The 25,200-nt window shown below is 64.6% G+C and carries 29 protein-coding genes; 13 read left to right on the forward strand and 16 right to left on the reverse strand.

Translation table 11 applies throughout. The annotated features are described in order from the left end of the window. Positions 1-7: 7 nt before the first annotated feature. Positions 8-2,383 carry a DUF7527 domain-containing protein gene (locus AUR64_RS08315; protein ID WP_058581458.1) on the reverse strand — a complete coding sequence of 792 codons (2,376 nt, stop codon included), beginning with the start codon at positions 2,381-2,383 and terminating at the stop codon, positions 8-10. Between the two features lie 157 nt (positions 2,384-2,540). Between AUR64_RS08315 and AUR64_RS08320 the strand changes: the two genes are divergently transcribed. After that, the gene (locus AUR64_RS08320; protein ID WP_058581459.1) at positions 2,541-3,497 is read left to right on the forward strand and encodes a class I SAM-dependent methyltransferase; all 957 of its coding nucleotides are present in this window, start codon (positions 2,541-2,543) and stop codon (positions 3,495-3,497) included. A gap of 21 nt (positions 3,498-3,518) precedes the next feature. Here the strand turns inward: AUR64_RS08320 and AUR64_RS08325 are convergent, their stop codons facing one another. The 4 genes from AUR64_RS08325 to AUR64_RS08340 form a co-directional block, all read right to left on the reverse strand. Then, positions 3,519-4,340, reverse strand: a complete 822-nt coding sequence (locus AUR64_RS08325) for a CDP-alcohol phosphatidyltransferase family protein (RefSeq protein WP_058581460.1) — start codon at positions 4,338-4,340, stop codon at positions 3,519-3,521. A 71-nt stretch (positions 4,341-4,411) separates the two neighbouring features. Then, entirely contained in the window at positions 4,412-4,759 is a 348-nt protein-coding gene (locus tag AUR64_RS08330) for a hypothetical protein (RefSeq protein ID WP_058581461.1), read from the reverse strand. Beyond that, a complete protein-coding gene (locus AUR64_RS08335; protein WP_058581462.1) occupies positions 4,756-7,245 on the reverse strand; it encodes a penicillin acylase family protein in 2,490 nt (829 codons plus the stop codon). The genes AUR64_RS08330 and AUR64_RS08335 overlap by 4 nt, the downstream gene beginning before the upstream one ends. 83 nt (positions 7,246-7,328) lie before the next feature. Beyond that, positions 7,329-7,787, reverse strand: a complete 459-nt coding sequence (locus tag AUR64_RS08340; protein WP_205628388.1) for a DUF488 family protein, N3 subclade — start codon at positions 7,785-7,787, stop codon at positions 7,329-7,331. 147 nt (positions 7,788-7,934) lie between these two features. On the opposite strand from AUR64_RS08340, the gene AUR64_RS08345 reads away from it, so the two are divergent. Further along, the gene (locus tag AUR64_RS08345; protein WP_058581464.1) at positions 7,935-8,534 is read left to right on the forward strand and encodes a DUF998 domain-containing protein; all 600 of its coding nucleotides are present in this window, start codon (positions 7,935-7,937) and stop codon (positions 8,532-8,534) included. Positions 8,535-8,625: 91 nt separating this feature from the next. Here the strand turns inward: AUR64_RS08345 and AUR64_RS08350 are convergent, their stop codons facing one another. Beyond that, the gene (locus AUR64_RS08350) at positions 8,626-10,254 is read right to left on the reverse strand and encodes a potassium channel family protein (protein ID WP_058581465.1); all 1,629 of its coding nucleotides are present in this window, start codon (positions 10,252-10,254) and stop codon (positions 8,626-8,628) included. Between the two features lie 79 nt (positions 10,255-10,333). Between AUR64_RS08350 and AUR64_RS08355 the strand changes: the two genes are divergently transcribed. After that, the gene (locus AUR64_RS08355) at positions 10,334-10,702 is read left to right on the forward strand and encodes a hypothetical protein (protein WP_058581466.1); all 369 of its coding nucleotides are present in this window, start codon (positions 10,334-10,336) and stop codon (positions 10,700-10,702) included. Positions 10,703-10,777: 75 nt separating this feature from the next. Here AUR64_RS08355 and AUR64_RS08360 read toward each other — a convergent pair whose 3' ends face one another. Continuing rightward, positions 10,778-11,641 carry a cytochrome c oxidase subunit 3 gene (locus tag AUR64_RS08360; RefSeq protein ID WP_058581467.1) on the reverse strand — a complete coding sequence of 288 codons (864 nt, stop codon included), beginning with the start codon at positions 11,639-11,641 and terminating at the stop codon, positions 10,778-10,780. Positions 11,642-11,777: 136 nt separating this feature from the next. Here AUR64_RS08360 and AUR64_RS08365 point away from each other — a divergent pair, with 136 nt between their 5' ends. Together AUR64_RS08365 and AUR64_RS21155 are read left to right on the forward strand one after the other, a co-directional pair. Beyond that, positions 11,778-13,250: a hypothetical protein gene (locus AUR64_RS08365; protein WP_058581468.1), complete on the forward strand. Its 1,473-nt coding sequence runs from the start codon at positions 11,778-11,780 to the stop codon at positions 13,248-13,250. Beyond that, entirely contained in the window at positions 13,247-13,675 is a 429-nt protein-coding gene (locus AUR64_RS21155) for a hypothetical protein (protein WP_240479596.1), read from the forward strand. Before AUR64_RS08365 ends, AUR64_RS21155 begins: the two co-directional genes overlap by 4 nt. Before the next feature lie 182 nt (positions 13,676-13,857). On the opposite strand, the gene AUR64_RS08375 is transcribed toward AUR64_RS21155, so the two are convergent. After that, the gene (locus AUR64_RS08375) at positions 13,858-14,055 is read right to left on the reverse strand and encodes a hypothetical protein (protein WP_058581469.1); all 198 of its coding nucleotides are present in this window, start codon (positions 14,053-14,055) and stop codon (positions 13,858-13,860) included. A gap of 124 nt (positions 14,056-14,179) precedes the next feature. Here AUR64_RS08375 and AUR64_RS08380 point away from each other — a divergent pair, with 124 nt between their 5' ends. Then, complete coding sequence (locus AUR64_RS08380; RefSeq protein ID WP_058581470.1) at positions 14,180-14,386, forward strand: hypothetical protein; 207 nt, start codon at positions 14,180-14,182, stop codon at positions 14,384-14,386. Positions 14,387-14,417: 31 nt separating this feature from the next. Then, positions 14,418-14,849, forward strand: coding sequence for an RNA-binding protein (locus AUR64_RS08385; protein ID WP_058581471.1), 432 nt, complete (start codon positions 14,418-14,420; stop codon positions 14,847-14,849). Positions 14,850-15,071: 222 nt separating this feature from the next. Here the strand turns inward: AUR64_RS08385 and AUR64_RS08390 are convergent, their stop codons facing one another. After that, positions 15,072-15,497, reverse strand: coding sequence for an EamA family transporter (locus AUR64_RS08390; protein ID WP_058581472.1), 426 nt, complete (start codon positions 15,495-15,497; stop codon positions 15,072-15,074). 85 nt (positions 15,498-15,582) lie between these two features. On the opposite strand from AUR64_RS08390, the gene AUR64_RS08395 reads away from it, so the two are divergent. Further along, positions 15,583-15,777, forward strand: coding sequence for a DUF7501 family protein (locus tag AUR64_RS08395; protein ID WP_058581473.1), 195 nt, complete (start codon positions 15,583-15,585; stop codon positions 15,775-15,777). A 30-nt stretch (positions 15,778-15,807) separates the two neighbouring features. Here the strand turns inward: AUR64_RS08395 and AUR64_RS08400 are convergent, their stop codons facing one another. The 3 genes from AUR64_RS08400 to AUR64_RS08410 form a co-directional block, all read right to left on the reverse strand. Next, entirely contained in the window at positions 15,808-16,632 is an 825-nt protein-coding gene (locus AUR64_RS08400; RefSeq protein ID WP_058581474.1) for a phosphosulfolactate synthase, read from the reverse strand. Between the two features lie 90 nt (positions 16,633-16,722). Next, positions 16,723-17,226 carry a hypothetical protein gene (locus tag AUR64_RS08405; RefSeq protein WP_071391236.1) on the reverse strand — a complete coding sequence of 168 codons (504 nt, stop codon included), beginning with the start codon at positions 17,224-17,226 and terminating at the stop codon, positions 16,723-16,725. A 119-nt stretch (positions 17,227-17,345) separates the two neighbouring features. Next, complete coding sequence (locus tag AUR64_RS08410; protein ID WP_058581476.1) at positions 17,346-18,692, reverse strand: MmgE/PrpD family protein; 1,347 nt, start codon at positions 18,690-18,692, stop codon at positions 17,346-17,348. 188 nt (positions 18,693-18,880) lie between these two features. Between AUR64_RS08410 and AUR64_RS08415 the strand changes: the two genes are divergently transcribed. From AUR64_RS08415 to AUR64_RS08425, 3 genes are all read left to right on the forward strand, one after another. Continuing rightward, positions 18,881-19,273, forward strand: a complete 393-nt coding sequence (locus AUR64_RS08415; RefSeq protein ID WP_058581477.1) for a DUF2267 domain-containing protein — start codon at positions 18,881-18,883, stop codon at positions 19,271-19,273. Positions 19,274-19,356: 83 nt separating this feature from the next. Further along, entirely contained in the window at positions 19,357-19,851 is a 495-nt protein-coding gene (locus AUR64_RS08420) for an Lrp/AsnC family transcriptional regulator (RefSeq protein WP_058581478.1), read from the forward strand. After that, on the forward strand, positions 19,848-20,987 hold the full coding sequence (locus AUR64_RS08425; RefSeq protein WP_058581479.1) for a pyridoxal phosphate-dependent aminotransferase: 1,140 nt from the start codon (positions 19,848-19,850) through the stop codon (positions 20,985-20,987). Before AUR64_RS08420 ends, AUR64_RS08425 begins: the two co-directional genes overlap by 4 nt. 110 nt (positions 20,988-21,097) lie before the next feature. Here AUR64_RS08425 and AUR64_RS08430 read toward each other — a convergent pair whose 3' ends face one another. Further along, the gene (locus tag AUR64_RS08430; RefSeq protein ID WP_155120553.1) at positions 21,098-21,295 is read right to left on the reverse strand and encodes a hypothetical protein; all 198 of its coding nucleotides are present in this window, start codon (positions 21,293-21,295) and stop codon (positions 21,098-21,100) included. A 79-nt stretch (positions 21,296-21,374) separates the two neighbouring features. Further along, positions 21,375-21,566 carry a hypothetical protein gene (locus tag AUR64_RS08435; protein ID WP_058581481.1) on the reverse strand — a complete coding sequence of 64 codons (192 nt, stop codon included), beginning with the start codon at positions 21,564-21,566 and terminating at the stop codon, positions 21,375-21,377. Between the two features lie 457 nt (positions 21,567-22,023). On the opposite strand from AUR64_RS08435, the gene AUR64_RS08440 reads away from it, so the two are divergent. Together AUR64_RS08440 and AUR64_RS08445 are read left to right on the forward strand one after the other, a co-directional pair. Further along, positions 22,024-22,869, forward strand: coding sequence for a ParA family protein (locus tag AUR64_RS08440; protein ID WP_058581482.1), 846 nt, complete (start codon positions 22,024-22,026; stop codon positions 22,867-22,869). Then, positions 22,866-23,273 carry a hypothetical protein gene (locus tag AUR64_RS08445; protein WP_058581483.1) on the forward strand — a complete coding sequence of 136 codons (408 nt, stop codon included), beginning with the start codon at positions 22,866-22,868 and terminating at the stop codon, positions 23,271-23,273. Before AUR64_RS08440 ends, AUR64_RS08445 begins: the two co-directional genes overlap by 4 nt. Before the next feature lie 97 nt (positions 23,274-23,370). Here the strand turns inward: AUR64_RS08445 and AUR64_RS08450 are convergent, their stop codons facing one another. Both AUR64_RS08450 and AUR64_RS08455 read right to left on the reverse strand, forming a co-directional pair. Continuing rightward, the gene (locus AUR64_RS08450) at positions 23,371-23,970 is read right to left on the reverse strand and encodes a HalX domain-containing protein (RefSeq protein WP_058581484.1); all 600 of its coding nucleotides are present in this window, start codon (positions 23,968-23,970) and stop codon (positions 23,371-23,373) included. Between the two features lie 112 nt (positions 23,971-24,082). Further along, positions 24,083-25,159: a TrmB family transcriptional regulator gene (locus AUR64_RS08455; protein ID WP_058581485.1), complete on the reverse strand. Its 1,077-nt coding sequence runs from the start codon at positions 25,157-25,159 to the stop codon at positions 24,083-24,085. Positions 25,160-25,200 lie beyond the last annotated feature (41 nt).

Below are 25,200 nucleotides of genomic sequence, written 5' to 3' on the forward strand. Positions count from 1 at the left end.
CTCTCTCTTACAGTTCGGGAACGTTTAGATGGAAGTCGCCGTTACGGGTCTCGACGAGACAGAGGTGGAATCCCCGCTTTCTGGTGAGTCGGACCAGACTCTTTCGCTTGCCGCGACTGAGCAGTCCCCCGCCCGTGGCGTCGGCGGCCGTCTCTAACGCTTCCGGTTCGAAGTAGCTCGTGGTCACGAGGAACGACGCGCCCAGCGAGTCGCTCGTCTCGGCGACCTGCCCGGCGTTCTGGATGAGAGAAGACATCATCGCCTCCGACGCCGCCGCCCGCGAGTCGTTGAGGTCGGCGACCAGAAGCGGGTTACCCATCCGGTCGCGCAACACCACGTCGAACGTCCGCTGTTCGCGGTGTTGCTCGCCGTTTTCGACGAACTGCACCGAGACGTCGCCGCCGAGTTCCGCGCGGTCTATCTTCGGGATGGCGTCGAACAGCTCCTGCATCGCGGCGACGTTGCCCGTGTCACGGATTTCGTACAACAGTTCGTCGACGACCCACCTGACGAAGCCGTACTCGACGGTCCCTTCGAGGAACGCCTCGTACGGTTCGCCTTCGACGTGGAGGTCGTCGGTCTCGAAGCGCGTGTGGTGTTCGAGACGGAGGTTCTCGACGACCTCGGCGCGGTCGACTTCGCCCGCGTGGGCTTTCTCCAGCGTGCCGCCGCTTTTCGTGCCGTAGCGGACGAACAGGTTCGTCCCGTCGAGCGCTTCCTTGCGGCCCATGGTCTCCGCCGGCGACGAGCCAGCGTCTTCTTCTGCGGAGTCGGCGGCGGCGAGTTTCGACTCGAGTTCGTCGACTTCCGCCTCCAGACGTTCGACCGACTCCGCGAGACGGTCGGCGCGTTCGCGCTGTTCGTCGCGTTCGCTTTCGACCTCGGAAAGCCGTTCGACCGCCTGTTGTCGCTCGGTCTCGGCGGTCTTCTTCGCGGCGACGGCGCGTTCGAGACGCTGTTCGAGTTCGGCGCTCGCCGACGTAGACTGCTGTGTCTGCGCCGCGGCCTGTTGCGACTGGGTGTCTTTCTGCGTCCGGCCGCTCTGCTGTGTCTGCCGTGGCTGACCTCGCTGGCTGGACTTGCTCTCGTTCGGAGTACGGTTGGCCTTGGCGGCCTGTCGCCGACGCTGTACCCGCCGTCGCCGCTGGCGGTCACCGTCGGACTGTTCGTTCACTTCGGTCTCTTCGGGGTCCAGCGCCGGTATCGACTTCGCGTTGCGCCACTCGGCCTCCTCGGAGAACACGTCGGGGTCCGTGACACCGTTCGCCGCGCTCCGGGCCGCATCCGGTGTGGCACGTTCGACCGCCGACGCGGCCGCGGAGGCGGCATCGGCGTCGGTCTCCTCCGTTGGTTCAGGCTCGTTCGCCGGCGTCTCTGCGGTCGACTCGCTCGGGTCGGACTCGGCGTCGTCGACGGCAGGTGTCGGGTCCGACGGGTCGCCCGACTCGTGGTGCTCTCCAGTGTCTGCCCCGTTTTCGACGCCCGACGACGACGGGTCGTCGCTCGCCTGTTCGGCCGCGGCGTGGGCCTCGGCCTCCGCTTCCGACGGTGTCGGGTCGGTCGGTGTCTCGGCGGCGACTTCCTCGGTCTCCGCAATCGGGTCCGAGAGCGGGTCTGCCGCTTCGGAACCGGCCGCCTCGTCGGCCGCTGGCTCCGCCTCGTGTTCGCTAGTGTCGGTCGCCGCAGCCGTGTCGGCGGCGACGGATTCGTCGGGCGCGTCGGCGTCTGCTGCGGCCGACCCGGCGGTTTCGGCGGGGTCGGTAGCTCCGGCGGCTCCGGCGGCTCCGAACGTCACGTCCTCCTGCTCGGTGGCTTCGTCGGCTGATTCCGGCTCCGGCTCCTCGGGTTCCGGAATCTCGACGACGTTCACATCGACGGCTTTCACCTCGAAGATGCCCACCTCGTCGTCGGCGCGCTCGAACGCCTCCTCGCCCGTTAGAAGCGTTCGGTTGTTGCCGACGAACGCGGCGCTCATCGACTTGCCGCCGTGGTAGACGACGTAGTAGTCGCCCGAGAGCACGTTCTCTGCGAGTTCGATGTAGCCCGTGAAGTTGCCCGACTTCAGCGTGGCGTCGGCTTCCGAAACCGACGTCTCGTTCGTGTAGTAGCTCGCCCGCGTCTCGCCGCCCTGTTCTCGCATCGTGAACAGAAGCGGGAGTGAAGGGTCCGGTGCGGTGTAGGCGGTACCGTCGGCGTTCTCGAAGGACTCGATGGTCCCTTCGAACACACCGACGACGCGGCCGTTGACGAAGAACGCCCACGCCATGTCGGCGCTGACGGCCCCGGTGAACTCCGCGGCCGCGAGGTCGGAGAGACCGGCGTAGCCGCCGTCGAACGGTCGCTCCTCCCACCCGGTGACTGTCTCGAGTACGTCGCTATCCATTTGATGCTACTTCACCACACCCGAAGCAAATACTTTCCGGACGCGAAAAGCGCGTGTCAGTCAGCCGTCGGACGGCCGTCTGCCTCCGGAGATGTGGACTCGGCAGCGACGCGACTCCCGTCAGTAGCTCTTTGCTTCCCGCCTGCGAGATACGCCCGTGTCACGACCGGAGTCGTACTCGTTTCAGCGGTATCTCGCGGCCAAAGAGCGCGTCGACGACCGGGCGCTTCACCGCCCGACGCTCGACGCGATGACCGCAGACCTCGCGGACCTCGCTCGCTCGGCCGATACCGGTGATGAACGCGACTCCTTCGGCGAGGTTCGAATCCTCGACATCGGCGGCGGTCTCGGCTCGATGCTCCGCCGCCTGCTCGACTGGAACCGACTCCCCGACTGCGTCTCCTACACCCTCGTCGACCGCGACGAGGCGAGTCTCGAACGCGGCCGAACGCGGTGTGTCGAGTGGGCAAACGAGTCGGGATACGCAGTCGACGAGAGCGGCGAGGAGGCCGAGAGCACCGGCGACGAGACGAATGTGGACCTCGTTTTCTCGACGAAAACCGAACGTATCGCCGTCTCGTTCGTGGCCGCCGACGCCTTCGACTTTCTCGCCGAGGCCGAGGAGACGTGGGACCTCGTCGTCGCCGCCGCGTTTCTGGATATCGTCGACCTCGACGCGGCGCTGCCGGCTATCTTCTCGGCGCTCGCCGACGGCGGTCGCTGGTATTTCCCGGTCACGTTCGACGGCGAAACGGGCTTTTCGCCGACGACCGAGTCCGACCTCGAAACCCGAATCCTCGACGCCTACCACGCGTCGATGGACGCTTCGGACAGACCGGGCGGCAGTCACTCGGGGAGAGAACTGCTGTCGGCGGTCGGTGAGTTCGGCGGCGAGGTGCTCGCCGCGGGCGGGTCCGACTGGGTGGTCACGCCGCCGTACGCGGGCGACGAGGCGTACTTTCTGCACCACCTGCTCTCCTTTTTCGAGGACTCGGTCGGCGAAAATCGGGAAATCGACGGGTTCAGTGCGTGGGTCGAGGAACGTCACACGGCCGTCGAGCGAGGAGAACTCTCGTTCGTCGCGCACCATCTCGACGTGTACGGACGCGTGTAGTCGCCGGCGTCAAACCCCACCTCAGTCGGTGACGTGTTCGGTCGGCCGTTGCGTGTCGCCGCCGACGCGACCGGAGACGTAGAGCCAGTCGCGGGCGAACCCGAGGAGCAGCGCCCCGCCGAACGCCGTCGCCCCGGCGGTTCTCGTCGCAGGGTCGACGAGCGGCGAGAGCGCGACGGCCAAAAACGCCATCTGGAGTCCAGCGAGCAGGCGACGACTGACCCGAGGAGGCAGGTCGTAGACGGGTAAGTCGCGGCGACGGCGTAGATACCGGCCGAGACCGAACGCGTAGCGCGCGAGGCCGACCGAGAGATACCAAAGCGGGAGAAGGCCCGCGACGACGCCGACAGAACAGGCGACGAGCACGCCAAGCGCGTCGTATTCGAGGTCCAGCGAGGTGCCCATGCCGGTCACACGGTCGTTTCGGCGGGCGAGCGCACCATCTACAAGGTCGAGTGCGGCGGCGGTCCCGTAGAGCGCGGCCGGAATCCAAAGTAGCTCTGCGATTGTGGTCCAGTCGACGACGACGAACGCAGCGACCCACGCGAGGAGAACGCCCCGGCCGAGCGTGACGAGATTGCCCGCCCCGAGACGCGCGAACAGCGTCTCGCCACTCCGCCGATTGCGGTCGAGTTGGCGTGTCGCCCACCCGAGTTCGAGTGCGAGTACCGCGGTGGCGACGAAAAACCAGAGCCCGACTGTCGTGGTCGTCGCAGTGCGAGTTATCGAGAGCGTACCACCGACGACGGCCGTCGACAGGAGTGCGAGGCCAGCGAACCCGCCGAGGCGGCGACGGAGGCTAGCGAGCGCGCTCTCGTGGCGGACGCGATTGCTACCGGACACATACACATATACGGTTCTTGAAACATAGTTCTATGGCCGCGCGTGACCCCCCGACGCGGGATGGGTCGCGCTCAGACCAGCGCCCGAACCGCAACCGCTGCCGCCAACGGCAGCACAAACGCGACGGCGACGGTCAACAGCCCGATTTGTCCCGTTTGCAGCGCCGTTTCGAGTCCACCTTCGTACAGCAACCACGCAGCGAACGCGACGAGCACGACTAATCCGAACGTGAGACCGTTGACGACGGCGCGCGACAGCGACGTGGCGACGAGGCCGACGAGGACGCCGCCGACGAGCAGACCCGCCCAGTGGACGGCCGTCGCCGCGAGGCCGACGACGGTTGCGACCACGAGCGCAAACTCGGCGTAGCGGCCGGTGCGAACCGGCGCGAGCGTTGACTTCTCTGTACTGGCGCTCACGACGACTCCTCCGCGACGAACACGAGGTCGGGGTCGCCCCCGGGTGAATCCAGCGTCATCCGTCTGTACTCACCGTCGGCCCACATATCAAGTTGGTCGTCGTACTGCGGCGACCACGGGTTGCCGGAGTTGCCTCCCGGCAGAATCATCGAGGAGTCGTTCTCGAAACTGACGACCATCCGGAGACTGCTGCCGACTTGGCTCTCGGTCCGGAAGTTGAACACGGTGTACGGCGACCCGTCCATCGCCCGCTCCGGGAAGTCGAGAAACGCCTGCCCGAACGGGTGATTCAGGTCGAGACGGTTGTAGTCGCCGTACGTCTCGTAGCCCGACGCGTCGATTCGCTCCGCCGTTCGATTCATCGCTACCGCGGCGATGTCTGCGCGTGTCTCGACTGTCTGTGTCCGACTGTCGTCGTACCAGTCGCTCTCTTCGTCGAACCCTTGCAAGACGTAGTCGCGCGGATAGTACCCCTCGTCTAAGCCCTGTGCGCCGAACTCGTCGGCGAACGTCGCGTTCCGGAACTCCTCCATCCAGAGGGTGTAGACGAGTGCGGCCTCCGAGTCGGCGCGCATCGACCCGTTCCACCCGCGAAGCGTCTCGGCGTCCTCGCGTGCGGCCGACGACAGACCGGTCGACGCGTTCGTCGACGACAGCGCGTACGCGGTGAACGCGTCGGCGCGGTCGCTGTCGACGTCGCGCTGAATCTCCTTCATGTCCTCGGGCGTCATCGGCGTTCCCGACTCCGCCCGTTCGTCGAGCAACTCGTAGATTCGCTCGCCTCGGTACGGGTCGGCGAACGTCATGCTCGTCCCGACGTAGAACTGCGGGTCGTCGACGACGCGTTGGTTCGCGGTGGCCGCGTACTCCGGGTTGTCGAGATGGGGAATGGCGTCGAACGGCGCGAACCCGTCCCACGACGACTGGCCGTACGGTTCGTAGCCCGCCCACTCGCCCTCGTTGGCGGAGCCGTTGAACACTTGGTCGCCGCGGACCACCTCGTCGCCGGTCCGGCGAATCGGGTACTTGCCCGCCGGGTAGTACAGCGTCTCGCCGCTGCGGTCCATGGCGACGATGTTCTGTGCCGGTACGTCCCAGATTTCGAGCGCCTCCCGAACGTCGCTCATCTCGGCGGCGTGGTTCAACTGGTAGACGCCGAGGCTCTCGTTGGTCGCCGAAAAGCCGGGCCACGCGACGGCGACTTCGGTACCCTCGCGTTCGATGACCGGACCGTGGACGGTCTTTCGAACCGTGATGGTTCGGTCCTCACCGTCTGCGACTTCGATGGTCTCGTTGGTCGTCTCGAACGGTCGGTACTCGCCGTCGTACAGGTATTCGCCGTCGCGTGTCTCGTAGGTGTACTGGTCGGTGAAGTCGCCGCCGACGTTCGTCACTCCCCACGCGACGTCGTCGGTCTGCCCGATGATGGCGAACGGAATCCCGGGGAACGTGACGCCGCGGACGTTCATCTCGTCGGTCGTGAGATGCATCTCGTACCACAGCGCCGGCACCGTCAGTTGCAGGTGCGGGTCGTTCGCCAGAAGCGGCGACCCCGACTCGGTCAGGTCCCCGGAGACGACCCAGTTGTTCGACCCGACGCCGGGGTCGGTTTCGTACGCCTGCACCCAGTCGTAGAGCCCTTCGAAGTCGGCCGATTGCGCCGTCTGCGAGTCGTCTCCGATGGCCGCCGACGAGTCGTCGCCGACGACCGGCGCGTCGCCGTCGACCGGCGCGTCGCCGCCGACCGACTCGGAGATGTCGCCGTCGGGCGTGTACGGTTCGGCGTCGGACCCGCCGCGGATGTTCGGCGAGTCGTGGTCGAGTGCGTCCGGGTACAACTCCGCGGCCGCATCGTCCCCGAGACGCGACTGGACCGTCTCGCGGCGCAGGTCCGCGAAGTTCCCCGAGAGCGTCCACGAAATCTGCTTGCCGATAAGTAGTGTGTCCACGGGCGTCCACTCGTCGGGTTCGTAGCCGAGCATGCCGAACTCCGGCGGCAACGGCTGAGTATCGGTGTAGTGGTTGACACCTGCGGAGAACGCTTCGACGCCGGGGCCGGCCTCGGTGTCTCGGACCGACTCCCACGACGCCTCCGCCGCGCCCTCGAAGTCGAGAGAGCGGTAGAACTCGTCGGATTCGACCGCTCGTTCGCCGACGGCCGACGACAGTTCGCCGGCGATGAGTCGTCGCTGGAGGTCCATCGCAAAGAGGCGGTCCCGCGCCTGCACGTAGCCGACGGCGAAGTACAACGCCTCCTCGTTCTCGGCGTCGACGTGGGGGACGCCGTACTCGTCGTACGTCACCGTCGCCTCGCCGTACGGATTTTCGATACGCTCGCCGTCGCCGACGCCGCCGTCGACGCCCTCGTAGGCGTCGCCCGAAAACGGCGCTGCGAGCGAGAGAAACGTCCCGCCCAGCGCCGCCGACGCCACGAGTGCTCCGACGAGGACGACGCTCAGCGCGACTCGCCACGGTTCCGAATGCATAGTGAACGCGTGTACTGTTGGCGAATAAGTGTTGCGTGGGTGAGGGGAAGCGCCGTTCGGGTGCAATCCACCCCGAACCGGCCTCAGTCTCGAAGCCGTTCGCCGAGAACGTCCCGAAGCACCGTCCGGTGACACCGTTTCTTCGCCGTGTTCTCGAAACAGACGAGTGCTATCTCGTCGCCCGCGCGGAGTTCTTCTGTCAGTGTCTCCAGCGCTGATTTCGGTTCCTCGGTCCCCAGATACTCCCGGTAGCGCGCCTCGAACTCGACGTTCTCCCAGACGGCGTTGTGCGCGCCTTCCTCACAGAGACCGGCCATCTTCAGGTCGTCTCGCTCCCGCGCGAACTCGTCTAACAGCGCCGCCGGCGGGCCGAGCGTCGGACGGTTCTCGTCGACAGCGGCGTGAAACCACCGCGTCGGCCGGCGGACGACGCCGACCAAGCGGGTGCCCTCCGGGAGTTCGGCCAGTCCGTGCTGAAGCGCGGCGACGTAGGTGTCGTGGAGGTGATTCGCTGCCGTGGTGTCGCCTTCGTCGCTGCTCATAGCCATTCTCTTCGCTTGCGGGTGAGAACTGTTTCGGCGCTGTCGCTCTCGGCGCTGTCGCTCCGGTCGTTCCCGATTTTTGCGATTGACCTGACGGGAGGAGTCAACTCCACAACCATTATGCTCCGGTTCGCCCGATAGCCGCCGATGCAACGTCTCGAACTCGCCCGCCGGGGTGGGCAACTCGCTCCCATCCTGACGCTGGCGTCGATTCTGACGGCCACTGTGGTCGCGCCGTGGTTTTCGTGGCCACGCGATGCGCTCTCGGAACTCGGTGTCGACCCGGCGACGGCGTTGCTGTTCAACGGCGGCCTGATTCTCGGCGCGCTGGTGGCGCTTCTCTACACGGTTCCGTTGTGGCAGGCGGCGACGACGCATCTCGCTCGTCTCGTTTCGGTGCTGTTCTCGCTCACCGCCGTCACGATGGGTCTCGTCGGCGTCTTCCCGATGAATCGACCACTGCATTTCGCCGTCGCGGTGTCGTTTTATCTGCTCTTGACCGCGACGCTCGCCGTCGACGGCCTCGCTCGGCGCGGCGAGACGACGGGACGACTCTCGCTCGCACTCGCTGCCGTTCACCTCGTCTCGTGGGGACTGTGGGCCCGTGGGTTGTTTCCGGGGCCGGGACTCGCACTTCCCGAACTGGTTGGAGCCGTGATACTCGCCGTCTGGGTGGTGGGACTGAGTCCGGTCGCCACGGAGTCGGCCGACTCGCGTCGCCGGCACACCCGCGCCGCTCGACGCTGAGAACGTTCGGGACGCGCGGCAAAATCGGGTCGCGCGGTTGATTCGGTTCGAGCGGTTGATTCGGTTCGCGCAGTCGATTCGATTCGCGTACTCAGCCCAGCAGCTCGCTGAACCGGTTGATATCCTCGTCGAGACCGGCGACGACGAGTTCGTCACCCTCTCGAACGACGAACTGTGCGCCGAGGTCGGTTAACAACTCCCCGTTGCGCTCGACGGCGACGACGGTGCAGTTGGTTCGCGCACGCACGTCGGCCTCGGCGAGGCTCTGCCCCGTCAGACCGGGTGCGTGCGTCCGAACCACGTCTATCTGGGTATCGGGGGCGATGACTTCCTCCTCCAAGAGGTTCGACGCGAGCATCCGACCGCTCACCGTCGAGAGCGCGAGTACGTACTCCGCGCCGGCGCGGTAGAGTTTGCTCACGCTGCCCATCTGGTTCGCACGAGCGATGACCTCCACGTCGGGGGCGACCTGTTTCACCGCGAGCGTGGCGAAGATGGTCGTCGTGTCGCTGTTCAGCGCGAGAACGACGCTTCTGGCTTCGTGGACGTTGGCGGCTTCGAGCGTCTCGTGGTCGGTGATGTCGCCGACGACGTCGACGCCGGCTTTCTCCTCTTTGTCGACGACGGTGTACGGTACTTCGGCTTTCGCCAACGCCGACGACACGGTTGCACCGACGGCTCCACGGCCGACGACGAGCACCGGGCCGCGACGGTGACGACGAGACTCCGAGAGTGTGAGTTCCTTCAGCGCCGAGAGTTGGCGCTCCACGCCGGCGACCAGAAGCACCGTGTGCTCGTCGATGACGGCGTCGGGCGCGGGCGGACTGACGAACTCGCCGCGGAACCACGCACCGATAACGTTGACACCGGTTTTGACGCCGATTTCGCTCTCGGCGACGGTCTGGCCGACGAGTTCGGAGTCTCGCTGAACGATGAGTTCGGCCACCTCGAAATCCTCGGCGACGACGATGGCGTCGGCCATCTCCGCCGTGACGGCCGTCGTCACCTTGCCGGCCAGACTCTCGCCGAGGGTGTGTCGCGGTGAGACGACGGCGTCCGCGCCGGCGTAACGGTGGTAATCGGCCACTTCGCCGTTCTCGACGACGCTCACCACGCGGACGTCGTCTCGGGCTTCCTTCGCCGAGAGGACGATGCTCGCGTTCGTCTCGTCGTCTGCGTCGGCGACGAGCGCCAACGCGTTATCGATAGCGGCGTTGCCGAGTGAGTCGAGTTCCTCGGGGTCGCCGTGAACGACGACGTACCCCTCCTCGTGTAACTGCTCGGCCCGGTCGCGGTCTTCGACGACGACGACGTACGGCACATCCCGCGACTGTAGTTCGTCGATGAGCGTCTCGCCGCGCGGGGTGAACTCGCAGATGACGACGTGACCTTCCAACTCTACGTCGGTCGGTGGTGCCGTCGCCAGCGTCTCTTCGACCAACGGGACGACGAACAACGGGAGCGTCGTGAAGATGAGTCCCACGCCCGTCGCCTGCATGGCGATGACGAGCAGCCACATCGGTATCGTCGACCATCGCTGTGCGTCCTCGCCGTACCCGGTCGTCGTGAACGACTCGACGACGACGGCCAGCGATTCGACGTAGCCCACGTCGACGCCCTCGTACGCCGCCATCGCGTACTGGTAGACGAACGCGTAGGCGAGCATCACGCCTATCGCCCCGGCGGTAAAGAGCACGGCGCGACGCCTCGACTTCGACATCGACCTGTCGTTGGGAGGGCACCCGCTTAAATACAAGAGACACAGGAACGACGAAGGGAGACCGGAACGAACGACAGTCGTGGACTCCCGACACCGCGACGCTGTACTCGCAACGGTCGTTCTCTCGGCGCTTCTCTGCGGCGTCGTGGTCATCGATTCGACCTCAGCGCTCGTGTCGCCTTCGGCCGCAGTGGTCGGTGTCGTCGGCGCACTCGCGCTCGAACTGTCGATGGCGCTGTTCCCGACACGGAGCGCACGTCTGTGGCAACGGCCGAGCGTTCAGTTGCTTGCGGTACTCGCGGTCTTCGTCGCCGCCGCTGTCGGCGTTCGCTTCGGTGTCGGCGGATGGGTTGCAGCGACGTTCGTTTATGGACTTTGTACCTACTTCGTCCTCTTGGGATTGGTACTCACCGAGACGATTCCGCCGCCGGAGACGTGGTTCGCGTAACTCCGAACGTTCGGTAGCGGCGCCGCTGTCGGAAGTGAGTTCGAAAAAGAATCGTCGAGCGTGTGTCGTGCGTCGTTACGCGCCGGTTCCACCGACGACGGCACCGGCGTACAGCACGACGACGAGGAAAATCCAGACGATGTCGACGAAGTGCCAGTACATCGAAGCGGTGCTGACCGAGACGTGACGGTCGGCGGAGTACTGTCCGGCAAGCGCCCGAATCAGGACGATGCCGAGGAGTACCGCACCGAGACTCACGTGAAGCCCGTGAAGACCGGTGAGGCCGAAGAAGGCGCTGGCGAAGATACCGCTCGTGACGGTGAAGCCTTCGTTGACGATGAACTCGTAGTATTCGAGCACCTGACCGGCGATGAACACCGCGCCGAGGACGAGCGTCACGATGAGGCCGAGGATGAACTGACGGCGGTTCTCACGGCGGATGGCGACGTGTGCCCAGTGGAGCGTGAAACTCGACGCGATGAGCAGCGCCGTGTTCGCCAACACCAGCGACCCGAGGAGGTGCGGTAGCTCCTGTGGCGGCCACGTACCCGCGCGGATGAAGAAGTAGTACGTGAACACTGCGCCGAACGTCGCCAGTTCGGAGCCGAGGAACGCGACCATTCCCCATTTCAACGCGAGCGAGCCGTTGGCGCTCGTATCACGCGACCAGAAGTGGCTCACGAACGCGTGGTACACCCAGCCGTAGATGCCGACGAGGAACAGGCCGACGCTGCCGACGAAGACGGCCGGTCCGGCCATCGCCGGAAGCAGACCGCTGTTACCCGACGCGATGATGTACAGCGCCGCGCCGACGTACAGCCCCGCGCCGCCGATGGCGGTGACGAACGGCCACCACGACGCCTCGCCGAACCCTCGCGGCCAGTCCTCGACGGCCGGGAGGTGGTGCCCGTGGTCCTCGTGTGATTCTTGCGTACTCATGTCCGTCAGTTGCCGTCGGTCCACTAAAAAACCTCCCTACTTGCGCCGCCCACGCGGGTCGCTTCCGGGGAATCCGTCGTTTCACGAGCGACGCGGAGTCGCAACTTACTCGTGGCGACTCTCCCTACTGTCGGTGATGGTCTCGCGTCCCCGCTCGTTCCGTCACCCAGGTCGCGACGAACGCTCGACTGCGCACCGGTTCGCCGTCTCGCTCTCCGCATTCGTCGTCGCTGTCGCCGTCTCGCTTTCGGCGTTCGTCGCCGCCGCGGGTGTCGCTACCGCACACGCGGGCGCGGTCCGCAGCGCCGCACCCGGGACGATAGAAGTTCCCACGTGGCTCTTCTTGCTCACCGGCGGCGGCGCTGTCGGCGCGTCGTTTCTGCTCGCCAGTTTCGTCACCGACCGACGGTTCATCCGTTCGATTCACGATTGGGGCGGGACGCTTCCGTCGCCGGGCCGACTGCTCCGGTTCGTGGGCAGATTCGTCGGCGTCGCCATTTTGCTCGTGACGGTGTACGTCGGCTTCGTCGGCCCGGACACCCAACTCCGTAATCTGGCGATTTTGGTCGTGTGGGTCGGCTGGTGGGGCGGCTACGTCGCTTCCGTCTACCTTATCGGCAACACGTGGCCGACGCTGAATCCGTTCCGCACGCTCGCCGAACTACTCCCGTCGTTGGACCGCGAGTACCCCGAACGGTACGGCGCGTGGCCCGCAGTCGTCGGTCTGCTGGCGCTCATCTTCGTCGAAGTCGTCGCCCCCATCGGCGACGAACCGCAGACGTTGGCGGCGGTCATCGTCGCGTACATGGGCGTCTCGTTTCTCGGAAGCGTCGTTTTCGGCTCCGACCGCTGGTTCGACACGGTTGACCCCATCTCGCGGACGTTCGAGTTCTACGGCCACGCCGCGCCGATAGCACGGACCGACGACGGCCTGCAGTTCCGCCTCCCGGGGGCAGGACTCTCGGAGGCGGGTCTCGTCGTCGGCCGCGACCAAGTGGCGTTCGTCGTCGCCGTTCTCTACGTCACGACGTACGACGGCTTCGTCGGGACGAATCTCTGGGCAGGGTTCGTCATCGAACTCGTCGGCTTCGGGATGCCGCCGCTTCTCGGCTACCTGCTCGTTTATCTCGTCGGCTTTCTACTGTTTCTCCGCGTCTACTGGTGGTCGGCGAGACTCGCCCGCCGCTACGGCGACACCTACTACAGCGTCGAGTATCTCGCCGAGCGGTTCGCCCCATCGCTGCTCGCTATCGCGGCGGGCTACCACCTCGCGCACAACCTCGGCGTGATGTTGTCGCTGTCGCCGACGCTGCTCGACGTCGGCGGGTCGACGCTCGTCGACCTCGCGTCGGGGGCGACTATCTCGCCGCCGCAGAACCCGCTCACGCTGGCGTCGTTGCCGTCGTGGTTCAGCGGTCTCGAACTGTTTTTCGTCCTCTTGGGACACTTGGTCGCCGTCTGGGTCGCCCACGCGGTGGCGTACGACCTGTTTCCCGACCGTCTGCAGGCCGTCCACAGCCAGTACGGCGTCACCGCCGTGATGGTGCTGTACACGATGGTCAGCCTCTGGATTGTCAGCGAACCGCCGGCGACACCCCCGTACCTATGACCGACTCGAACTCGACACCGCGGACCGACCGCACCGACGACAGTGGTACCGACGACAGCGCCGCCGACGCGCCGAACAACGAACCGGCCAGCGATGCTCGAAGCACGACGCCGACACAAGAGCAGTCTCGGCAGCCTGCCAGTCGGACTGACCAGACCACCCACGCAGAGAAACAGCGGCGTGTCGACGGCGACGACGCCGCCTTCCACTGTCGTCACTGCGGCGACCCGTTCGTCGAGGAGCGGCATCTCGCGCTCCATCGCGGCCTCCGCCACGCTGACGACCTCTCCGCGGAGGAACTGGAGGCGTACCGCGACGCCTACGCCGACGAGGAGGCCGACCTCAAACGGTTCCGACTCGTCGCGCTCGGAGCGCTGGTCGTGCTCTACTTCGGGTTCCTGTTCGTCTACGCGCTCGTTCCGTAGCCGTTGGCGTCGTCGAACGTGCAAAATCTGTCGACGAACGTTCAAATACGAGAACGGGACCACCCACGACTGTGCGCTGAGAGTCGCCCGCGGTCGAACGAGGTGGGTGTGCGGCTACCCGACCGCGGCAAAATCCGACGGACCCGAAGGATTCGATGGACCCGACGCCGGCCGCCTGTTCGCTACTCAGCCCCCGAGCCACTGCCGTGGACGACCGGAAACGACTCACTACACGCCGAACACGTCGCCGTCGTCGTTTCGAGGTCCGACGCGCCTTCTTCGCCCTCGCCGGGTTCGGCCGTCACGAACCGACGGCCGACCGGAAGCGAGACGTACACGGAGCCACCACAGGACGGACAACTGACGCTGACGAGAGACACGTCTCCGGAGGAGTCACTGTTACGGATACGGTTGCCGGTATCCGTCGGCCGATTCACCGTCAGCAACGCCCTCGGCCGAATGTCGAATCACGGTTCTTTTACGCCATCGACGGGAACTGTGAGTATGAGCTTCGAGAAAGACGACCGCGTCGTGTTCCACGACAAACACAGCGAGTTCGACGGCGACACCGGGACGGTCACGCAGGTGATGGAGACGATGTTCGGCGAAGCGACGTACACCGTGAGCTTCGAGGACGGCCAAGAGACCGGCGTCTCTGCGGACTCGCTGGAGGCGACCGACGAGGCCGACGACGACACCGACGAGGAGTAGGGCTTTTTTCGCTGCTCTGAGTACTCCGTTCATGGCCAGCGTTCCGTTCCACTACATCGACGTCCGGAGTTTCTGCTACGCGACCGAGGACGAAAAGCGGGTCGAGGAGGCACTTCGGACGTTCCTCCCCGAGGAGTTCGAGGTCGACCGCGTCGAGAACAAAGGGTATCACGGCGACCGAATCGTCGTTCTCTCCGCGCGCGTCGAGAACGCCGACGACCTCAGACACGTCCTCTCACGGTTGAGTGAACTGGACGAAATCGACCGACTCCTCGCGGAGTTGGACGACAGAGTCGACGACAACTGCTCGTTCTTCGTTCACCTCGACAAACAGGCGGCGTTCAGAGGTGACGTTCGACTCGGCGAGGGACTCACCCTCCGCGCGAAAGTCGAAGCGTACCCCGCAAAGCGCGAGGCAGCCATCGAGAACGCTCGGAGCGCACTCGAAACCGCGAGGGCGTAGTCCGCACTGAGAAGCGAGAGTACTGTCCTCTGCGGGAATTCGCCGACAGCCCGTAACACGTCTGAGATGTGTGCAATACGTCTTCTGGCAGAGGGTTTCTGGCTGGGTTTCTGGACATCCACCCGAATATTTGACCAGACATCTGCCCAGATATTCAAACAGATATCTGAACCGGTGGCTGTCGGGGAAGTCACGACGACGAGGTCGAAATACGCCCGCGAGTTACTCGACGGAGACGAGGTAGACGGAGACGACGGCGAGTGCGATGCCGGCGGCCTTTCGAGCGCTGAAGGGTTCGTCGAGGAACACGATACCGAGAATCGAACTCGTCACGAGAAACATCCCGAAGACGGGCGTGACGACGCTCACCTGTCCCAGAGAGAGCGCGCGGTAGTACGAGAGAATGCCGATGGAGAGACAGAGTCCGGCCGCGTAGATGTACGGTGACTTCGGGTGGGTGATGTAGTTGGCCGCGTTCTCGTTGGTGACGAGAACGAGACCGAGCGTGACCAAGACGAGAACGCTGTTCGCCATGAGTGTCGCGACGTTGCTCGGAACCGGCGAGTTGCCTGTCGTGGCGAAACTCATCAACGGAGCGACCAACGTGTACGTCACGAGCGCCAACAGCGCCCACGGGAGATAGTTCATGCTGTAGGAGCGTCGCCACGCGCGGTATAACGTTTCGATGCGAACCGTCGGAGTATAACTACCCCCGGGGTGTCATGTCGGTATCGTGCACACTCCGCATATCTCGTATCTCACGCACGCGTGGACGGACCCCTCTCGCTGCCCGTTCTGTCTGTCGACGCTCGACGACGGCGTCGACGCGTTTCCGACGCATCTCTCGCAGAGTCCCAACTGTTCGGTCGAGTTCGGTGACTGGGAAGAGGTCGTCGGCGAGTTCGTCGGCGACGGCTGGGCCGCCTGAGACGCGGCGGCCTGGGGTCTCGCTTACGACTCAGTCGCCGCTGTACGACGCGATGCGTCCCCACGTTCCCTTCTTACCCCACAGTCCCGAGCGCATACACTCCAGTTCGACTATCTGGGAGTTGTCGACGAAGAGGTTCACGTTGGGTCCGAAGTTCTTGATGTACCACTCGAACACCGGCGGGTCGGCGGCCTCGAAGACGCAGTTTTCGACGCCGACGCCCTCGGCGATAGCGAACGCCACGTCGGTTCGCCAGTCGCGGACGCGTTCGGTGATGCCCTCCGACTCGACCATCACCTTGTACGCCCCTGCGTCGAGGTGACGGTTCGCCTCATCGACAGCCTGCTGCGGGTCGATTGCACCCTCTTCCTCCAGTGCTTCGACACTCGACGCCCCGCCCGCGCCGAACTGAACGTTCACCTCGGGTTTTGCTTTCATGTCGTAGTTCTGGACGCGTTCGGTCAGCGCGACTAAGTCGTCGGTGTCGATGGCGAGGAAACCCGACGAGATTTCGACGATGTCGAAGCCGTACTCCTCGGCGGCGGCGAGGTAGTCGTCGACGTGTCCTTGTTCGCGGACCAGAACGCGCTCGATGAAGCCGCCGGTCGACACCTGCACGTCGAACTCGTGGCAGATGTCGATTAACTCTCGAAGCGGCTCTTCGTCCATCAGCGCGAACGACCCGCCGGAGAACTTGTAGATATCGACGTATCGACCGACGGTTTCGAGGATGTCACGCAGTTCGCGTTTCCCCATCGGGTCGTAGTACGGCCCGCGAATCTCGGTGATGCCTCGTTCACGCGGTTTCTCGGGCCGTTCGTTTCGGTTCAGAAAGTCGAATGCTCGGTCGCTCATGGTCCGTGGAGACGAACCAGAGACGGCGACTTAGCGGTTCAGTCGTGTTCGAAAAAGAGACGCTGTCGTGCGGGGAAGAGATGTCGTCGTTCAGGCGGTCATCTTCGCTTCGTCAGTCGGCTTCGACTCGGTCGTACCGCGGGCGACCGCGTAGACGCCGCCCAAGACGGCCCCGTAGAGCAGGTGCGTGACGATGCCCATCGGAACCACCATCGGGACCGGAAGCGGGCCCGCGCCGACGGCGTTCGCCCAGATGGGTAGCGCGAACCAGCCGGCGACGACGGTGAGAACCGCCCCGTAAGCGAGGCCGAGTCCGACCATGCCGAGGGTCGTCCGACCGTACCGCGACAGCGAGGTTCGAGTGACTATCGCCGCGAACGCCAGCGCGAAGACGACGCTGATGACGAGGTGGAGAAGCCACCCGCCGACGACGGTCGGTTGCCCCACGAGCGCCCCGATGAGGGGCATCGCGTTCATAACAAACTGCATGACGAGTCCCATCGCAATCCCGGCGACGAGACCTGCAAGCGCCGACGCAGTCCAGACCCGAGAGCCTGTCTCAGTCGGTATTCGAGAGGGGTATGCCTGTGCCATTGTGTGCCACCGTTGAGAGAGTACGTCGTGCGGCGAGATAGCCTCAGCGGGCGGGTGCGCCGGAGGTGCAAGCGCGATGTCGACGTGGCTCTCGGGTGACTGGCCGAACGGGAGAGTGGTCAGTCGAGAAGCGCCACCAGTTCGGAAACGTCCGACTCGTCGAGTGTCCGGACGGTGTCGACGAGTCGGTCCCGGTGGGCGTCGTCGTACCGGTCGCGAGTCGTGGCCTCGAACTTCCCTTCGAGTTGGTCCCACGTCATCGACTCTCGTGGATGACCGGGAAACGCGTCCTTCTCGATTCGGTGCGTCTCGCCGTCGACGTCGAGTTCCACGACGGCGGGCATCTCGCCCGCCTCGAAGCGTTCCGTGAGCGCGGGGTCCTCCTCGACTTCGACCGTTCGGAGGAGTCGTTGTACGTCGTCCTCACGGATTCGGTCGGTGTCGTACTGTGCTTCGGTCACCTCCCCGTCGAGCGCAGCGACCGCGAGCATATACGGAAGCGAGTGGTCGGCCTGTGCCTTGGTCTCGACCTCGTAGCGACTCCCCTCGCCGCCGCCGATGATGAGTTTTGCGCCGGCGAACGTGTCGAGACGAATCGCGTCGATAGCCGTCGGGTCGATATCCTCCTCGGCGGTGAGTTCGATGACCGCCTCTATCGCCGACTGCGCGTACGTCTCGGCGACGTACTTCTTGGCCATGACGTCGTGGACGCGCTCTGCGGGCGTGTACTCCACCTCGAACTCACCCGAAACAACCTGTTTCCAGCCTTTCTGCCCCTCGAACACGTCGACCGGGCCTTCGAGTCCGTCGCGCGCGAGAAGCACCGAGTACACCGCGTTGCGTGCGGCGTTCGCGGAGGCGACCCCTTTCCACTCGTTGATACCTCCCGTTCTGGTCACTCGGAGGGCGTTGTGCGCCGTCGCGGCGATGCCGACGGCGTTGCGGAACGCATCGCGCTCCAACCCGAGTATCGTCGCCGCACCCGCCGTTGCCGAGACGACCGTGTGGGTGACGTGGTCCCAACCCTTGTCGCGCACGGGTGCAGCGTAGCCCAACTCTCCTTGGACCTCGTAGGCGACGCCGATGGCAGTCAGCAGTTCCTCGCCCGACGCGTCGACGAGTTCGCCGCAGGCGACGATGGCCGCCACGTTGTCGCTCGGGTGCGGCGTCTCGCCGGGAGCGAGATACGAATCCATGTAGTCGAGATAGCGCACCAGCGCCGTGTTCAGCATCGCCGCGTCCGGTGGTGAGGCACGCCGGTCGCTCCCCCAGAGACGACACGCGCCATCGTCGTTCATCGATTCGACGGTCGTCCGAATCTTCTCCGTCGTCTCCGACCCCATCGCGCCGACGGCGATGCCGACGGAGTCGAGGACGCGTCGCTTCAGCGCGTCCCGAGTCTCCTCGGAGAGGTCGTCGTACGAGACGTCGAGTGCGAAGTCCGCAATCTCACCGGTCGTCGTCATGGTTTTCGCTACCACCGTTGGCGACGAAAAACCGTTTCCAGCGTCGTAGTGAGTGCCTCCGACGGTGATACGTCGACTCGACGGAGTCTCTCTTCGGCACTGATTCACCGAACAGACAGTACACTCCGCCGACGGCCTCGAACTTCCGCCCCAACAGTAAGGAATGTGACAGCCGTACGTTCGTCTGTATGGACCACGACGAGTTCATCGGTCAGGTTCAAAACCGTGCAGGACTCGCCTCACGCGGAGAGGCGACGAGCGCCACGCGGGCAGTCTTGGAGACGCTCGGCGAGCGTATCGGCGAGGAGGAGGCCGACCACGTAGCCTCACAGCTACCGCTCGAAATCGGACGATACCTTGACGAGAGAGACCACGCCCAACAGTTCGACTACGAGATGTTCGCCGCCCGTGTCGCCGAGAAAACCGAGTCCTCGGACGTAGAGCAGCGGCCGGGCCAGACGTCACAAGCAGTGATGAGCGTCGTCTCCGACGCCGTCGAAGGTGGTCTCGTCCGTGACGTCGTCTCACAGCTTCCACAGAGCGACGGCTACGGGGAACTGATGGCGGAGGCCGGCGACTAAGCCGATAGGCCGATTCGATATCGCACTCTTTGGTTTATTGCGTAGGGCGTAAACCCTTACACCGATGGCGATAACGAGGGCGTATGGAGCAGCGACGGAAGATTCTCGACCTTCTACTGTCGAACGCCCGAGAGAGCACCGCCGACATCGCCAGACAGACCGGTCTCGACGAGGCACGCGTAGAGGAGACCATCGCGGAACTGGAGGCCGACGGCGTCGTCCACGGCTATCAGGCGATAGTCGACTGGCGGCAGGTGGCAGACGACGGCGAACACGTCCAGGCGGAAGTCGAACTCAACGTCGAACTCGACCGTGAAACCGGCTACGAGGATATCGCTCGCCGCATCGTGAAGTTCCCGCAGGTGTCGTCGCTTCGGCTGTTCTCCGGCGACTACGACTTCGCCATCCTCGTCGAGGGCGAGTCGATGCACGACGTCTCGCAGTTCATCTCCGAGCAGATTGCGCCGATACCGGAGGTGACGCAGACGGTGACGCATTTCGTGATGGAGACGTACAAAGAGCGCGGCATCGTCTTCGGCGACCGGGACGACGACGACCGCCTCTCGATATCGCCATGAGAATCGCCGACCGCGTCGAACGCGTTCCACCGTCGGGGATTCGACGCTTCTTCGAGTTGGCCGAGGAGAAAGACGACGTCATCTCGCTCGGTGTCGGCGAACCCGACTTCAGCGCACCGTGGGCCGCCCGCACGGCCGCTATCGACTCGCTCGAACGTGGCCGAACGTCGTACACGGCCAACCGCGGGATGCGCGACCTCCGAACCCAAATCGCCGACCACGTCGGACGCTACGACTTGGAGTACGACCCCGACGAGGAGATTCTCGTGACGACCGGCGCGAGCGAGGCGCTCGACGTAGCGATGCGGGCGTTCGTCGACCCCGGCGACCGCGTCGCCGTCCACCAACCGTCGTACATCTCGTACGTTCCGGGCGTCGTCTTCGCCGGCGGCGAACCGCTCGCGGTGCCGACGCGCCCCGAGAACGACTTCGAACTCACTTACGAGGATTTGGCGAACGCAGGTGCGGAGAACGCAGAGCTGTTGATGCTCTGCTATCCGAACAACCCGACGGGGGCGACGATGAGTCGCTCCGAACTCGCCGAGGTGGCGGAGTTCGCCGTCGAACACGACCTGATGGTGCTCTCCGACGAGATTTACGCCGCGCTCACCTACGAGGGCGACCACACCTCCATCGCCACGTTCCCCGAGATGCGCGAGCGAACCGTCGTGTTCAACGGTTTCTCGAAGGCCTACGCGATGACGGGACTGCGCCTCGGCTACGCGCTGGGGCCGCCGGAGGCGATTCGGGCGATGAACCGTATCCACCAGTACTCGATGCTCTCGGCACCGACGACGGCGCAGTACGCCGCCTTGGAGGCGCTTCGGTCCTGCGACGACGAGGTCGTCGAGATGCGAAACCAGTACGACCGCCGTCGCCGGTTCGTCCTCTCACGGTTCGAGGAGATGGGACTGGACTGCTTCGAGGCCAAGGGAGCGTTCTACGCGTTCCCGCACTGTGGCGGCGACGACGAGCGCTTCGCCGAGGAGTTGCTCAGACAGCAGAACGTGGCCGTCGTCCCGGGGAGTATCTTCGGCGTCGGCGGCGAGGGACATCTCCGTATCTCGTATGCAACCGGCTTAGACGACCTCAGAACGGCGATGAACCGTATCGAGGCGTTCGTCGACGCTCGGTGAGCATCGGATACACCGAATACTGCGATACGGATTCTTTTGACCGCTCGAAACGCTGTTCTGGAAAAATCGTAGTGTACACCCGACAGCACGCACTTCACGGCGACCCCTGTTCAGTTGTGGTCTCGTCCACTCCCGTTTTCAGCAGAAGGGAACACGTCTACGAGGACCACGACAACCCCCGCGAGCACCATCAGTCCGCCAACCCCGACGAGGAGAACGTCAGGCCGAAAGAACAGACAGAGGCCAACGCCGACGACGGTCAGTTCTACCGCGGCGAGCATTCGCTTGAGTTCTCCGGTCGTAGACACGAGCACCGATGTCTGTTCGGGCTACTTACACGGTTCGGTCATCGTCGGCCGACCGCTGGGACACAGGCCACAGGCGTCGCTACCAGAAGCGCATCCCGACCACGACCGTGAGACTGAGCGACACGGCCGAGAGGACTACAGCGAGGACGCCGTCGCCGCCGAACCGAAGCGTCCCCACCGCGACGAGAAACGCGACGAAGAATCCGAGCGAGATGAGTCTCCGGAGTTTGTACTCTCGGATTGCTTTCTCTGCGCGTGCGGAGTCTTGCATGGGACGAATCGAGACGCGGTCGAAATAACTGTTTTCAGAGCAGCGTACAGAGACGACACCGGTAGCGGACTTACACCGACAAGTCGGGAATCCGAACAGGCGACACCAAGTTGACTGCGTCGCTGGACCTTCGGTGACGAACCAATCCGAGTCACCAATTGGCTTTCGTCGTCGGACTGTTCGCCGTCTCGGCCGCGTTTGTTTTACCTCGTCCGTCGAGTCTTCGACCCCTCGGGACCGCACTGGTTCGTGTGCCAAACAGGGTAGCGGTCGTTCAACAGAGACATACCCAGACGATACTGGGTCCTCTGTCGGTTTCCCGTTCATATATCTGTACACATTTCTATACATCTACCCAAATGGATGTCCGGCCGGCTTTTCGTACCGTTATCCGGCGACTCTCGACAGCACGATTGTCTGACGGATATTTATGTAGGGCTCTGCGGAAGCGAGAGCTATGAAACGGGCAGTGACGCTGTGGAGCGAATCCGGCGGCGTCGGAAAGACGACGATGGCGACGAACACGGCCGCGGCGCTCGGGCGACGGGGTGCCGACGTTCTCGTCGTCGACTTGGACCCGCAACTCGGCAGTCTGACCGACCACGTCGGCTTCGGCGACCTGAAGACGACCGACGACGACCACCTCGGCGACGTGCTCCTCGACCAGGACCGCGATGCGTCCGATTTGGTCGTCGACGCCGGCGACTTCGATTTGATTCCCTCTCACGAGGGGTTGGCGAACATCGAAAGTGAGATGGCCGCGCGAAACACCTCGTTGCGGGAGTTCCAGTTGCGTTCGTCGCTGACGCCGCTGGCGAGCGAGTACGACTACTTCCTCATCGACCCGCCGGCGACGCTGAACGTGCTCGTCGACAACGCGCTGGTCGCCGCACGCGACGTCGTCATCCCCATCGAACTCACGCGGAAGGGAAGCGTCTCCATCGACGGACTGGAAGACACCCTCGACAGCATGGAACGCGGTTTCCGAACGTTCGACGAGTCGTTCTCGCTCGGGATTCTCGCCGTCGTCCCCAACGAAGTCGGCGACTCGAACATCTACCGCGAAGTCCGCGAGGAACTGGAAAGCGGCGGCAAACCGGTCACGCCGTTCGGCATCCGCAAGCGCGACGTGCTGAAGGAGGCGTGGCGCAACCAGATGACCGTCTTCGAGTTCGCAGACAGCGCGGAGACGCGTGACCTGCGACCGTACGAAAAGGACCTGCTCGACCAGTTCGACACCGTCGCTCGCATCGTCGAACGCGGGAGCGTCGAGGCGGCCGTCGACGTGGAGGTGGCACAATGAGCAAAGACGACCGTTACGGCGCAGCAGGCGACACGTACGGCGACACGCCGCCGGCGGCCGAGAACGGTGCCGATACGTCGGCGGCTGACGACGACACCGAGTCGCAGACCGAGGCCGAACAGGAGTCCGCCGACGAGAAGACGGCTTCGAGCGGTTCGGAACCCGCCGAACTCCCGTTCATTTTCGCGCGCCGGACGGTGAAAGCCGACCGTGATGCGCTTCCGGTCTACGTTAGACCGACGACGGCCGACAGACTCGACGCACTCGAACGGGAACTCGACGACCGATTCGACGGCGACGACGTGATGTCGCTGGACGTGCGCGAAGCAGTCGTCACCGCCGGACTCAGAAACGTCGACGACGTCGTCGACGTGATGGAGGAGTGGGGCTACGGGCGTCGGTAGCCGAGGAGACGACCGAGTCGGAAGTCGCTGGAAGAATCGGATAAAATCGAATCGGCGCCGTGGCGGGTCGTCGGTCGTCGAGTGATTCCCGTGAGGTCTACTCGTCGAACTCGCCGAAGCCGAACGAGTCGTCGCGGTCGATATCTCTGTACATCCCGACGAAACTGTCGTGGTCGCCGTCCTGCAGTTGTTCGTCGAGGTTCTCGCGAACGTCGCTGAGTTCGGCGTCGAGTTGCTGATACTCGGCGGTCTCTGCCAACGTCGAGTCGTCCTTTTCGGCTTCGAGAACGGCTTTCTTCGAGGCGAGCGCGAACAGTTCGCGGACACCGTCGTCGTACTCGCTGCGCATGAGGAGGTTCGAGACGACGCCCAGAAGCGACTCGCGGGTGACCGGCTTGACGAGATAGTCGTCGAACCCCATCTCGACGATGTCGAAGTCGGGTTCGACGGCGGTCACCATCGCCACGCGGCAGTCGATACCGCGCTCTCTGACGGCGTCGAGCACCTCGTCGCCGGAGAGTCCCGGCATCCGTCTGTCGAGGAGGACGACGTCGACGGCGTCGTCGAGTTCGGAGAGCGCTTCGTGGCCGCCGTACGCGGTGCGTACTCGGTACTCACCGTCCAACCACGCCGCGTAGAGGTTGGCGAGGTCGGACTCGTCTTCGACGACGAGCACCAGCGGCGGTTCGTCGGTCATCGGTCTCTCCTCGTTGCCCGGCAAACGCCCATATCCCCTTCATGGCAGACGACGCTATATCAAGATACCTCTTGTAGACGAAATAGCAGCCCCAAAAATGTAGGAAATTTGATTACTCCGACACTGATTCGACGGTTAGGCGATTGGCTTCGATGTCCTCGACGACGGCTCCCCACCCGCCCACGGTTCGAGTCTCGCCGTCGACATCGACGGTGAGGGCGGTTTCGCCCGCCAGTTGCGACAGCGGCGGTTCGCCGTTGGTCGAGGAGCCGACGTAGGAGACGTCTTCGAGCGTCCCGACGAACGACACCGACTTCCCGGAGTCGGTGTCGTAGCCGTCGACCCGTACACGAACCGTCGCCCCGTCGATGAGAAGCGGTTCGGTCTCTCTGACGAACCGTCTGATGTCGGTGTAGACGAGCGGTGGCTCGGTCGGGCGCGCGTCGTACACCGTCTCCCAGACCTCCCAGAGGCACGTCTGGAAGAACCAGTGGAACACGTAGGTGAGCGTGTAGTCGTCGACGAGAACGCCGTACCGGTTGACCGACCGCGCGTGCGGCGTGAAACACATCCGGTTGCGGTCGACCAGCACGATAAACGGGGCCGGGAGCCGTCGGTGTCGCACCTCGGTGGCGACACCCTCGTACGTCTTCGGGTCCGGAAGCGCGTCGGCAGGTGTATCCGAGTCGGTGTGAATCGAGACGCTGACGAGTACGCCGTCGTCGTACGCCGCCGACAGCGCGGGACGAAGCCGCTTGAACTGCTCGGGCGACGCCGACACCTGCACCTCTCGTTCGGCGTCGCGGACGATGTCGCAGGCGCGGTCGAACACCGTCTCGAACCGCTTGACGATGCTGACCATGTGGTCGTCGACGGCCGGTTGTTCCCAGCGCTCCTCTATCTCGGTGGCGGCATCGGTGAACCGTTCGGCCTTCCCGCGGAGTGCGCCGAGCACCGCCTGCGGGTCGTTCGCGCGTGCGTGGAGACTATCCTGCTCGTACGTCTCGATGTAGCCTTTCGTCTCCAGGTCGCGGAGGACGTCGTAGATTCGGGCGGTCGGAACCGAACAGGCGTCGGCGAGTTCGGTGGCACTGGCCGACCCGAGTCGAAGCAGCGCCGTGTACGCGTCCGCCTGATACTGCGATAGTTCGGCATCTTCGAGTGCCCGGCGTAACTCCGCGGTGTCCATCAGAGTCGAATCGACAACATAACGATTAATAACTGTTCCTT

It is taken from the genome of Haloprofundus marisrubri, from assembly GCF_001469955.1.
Lineage (GTDB): Archaea > Halobacteriota > Halobacteria > Halobacteriales > Haloferacaceae > Haloprofundus > Haloprofundus marisrubri.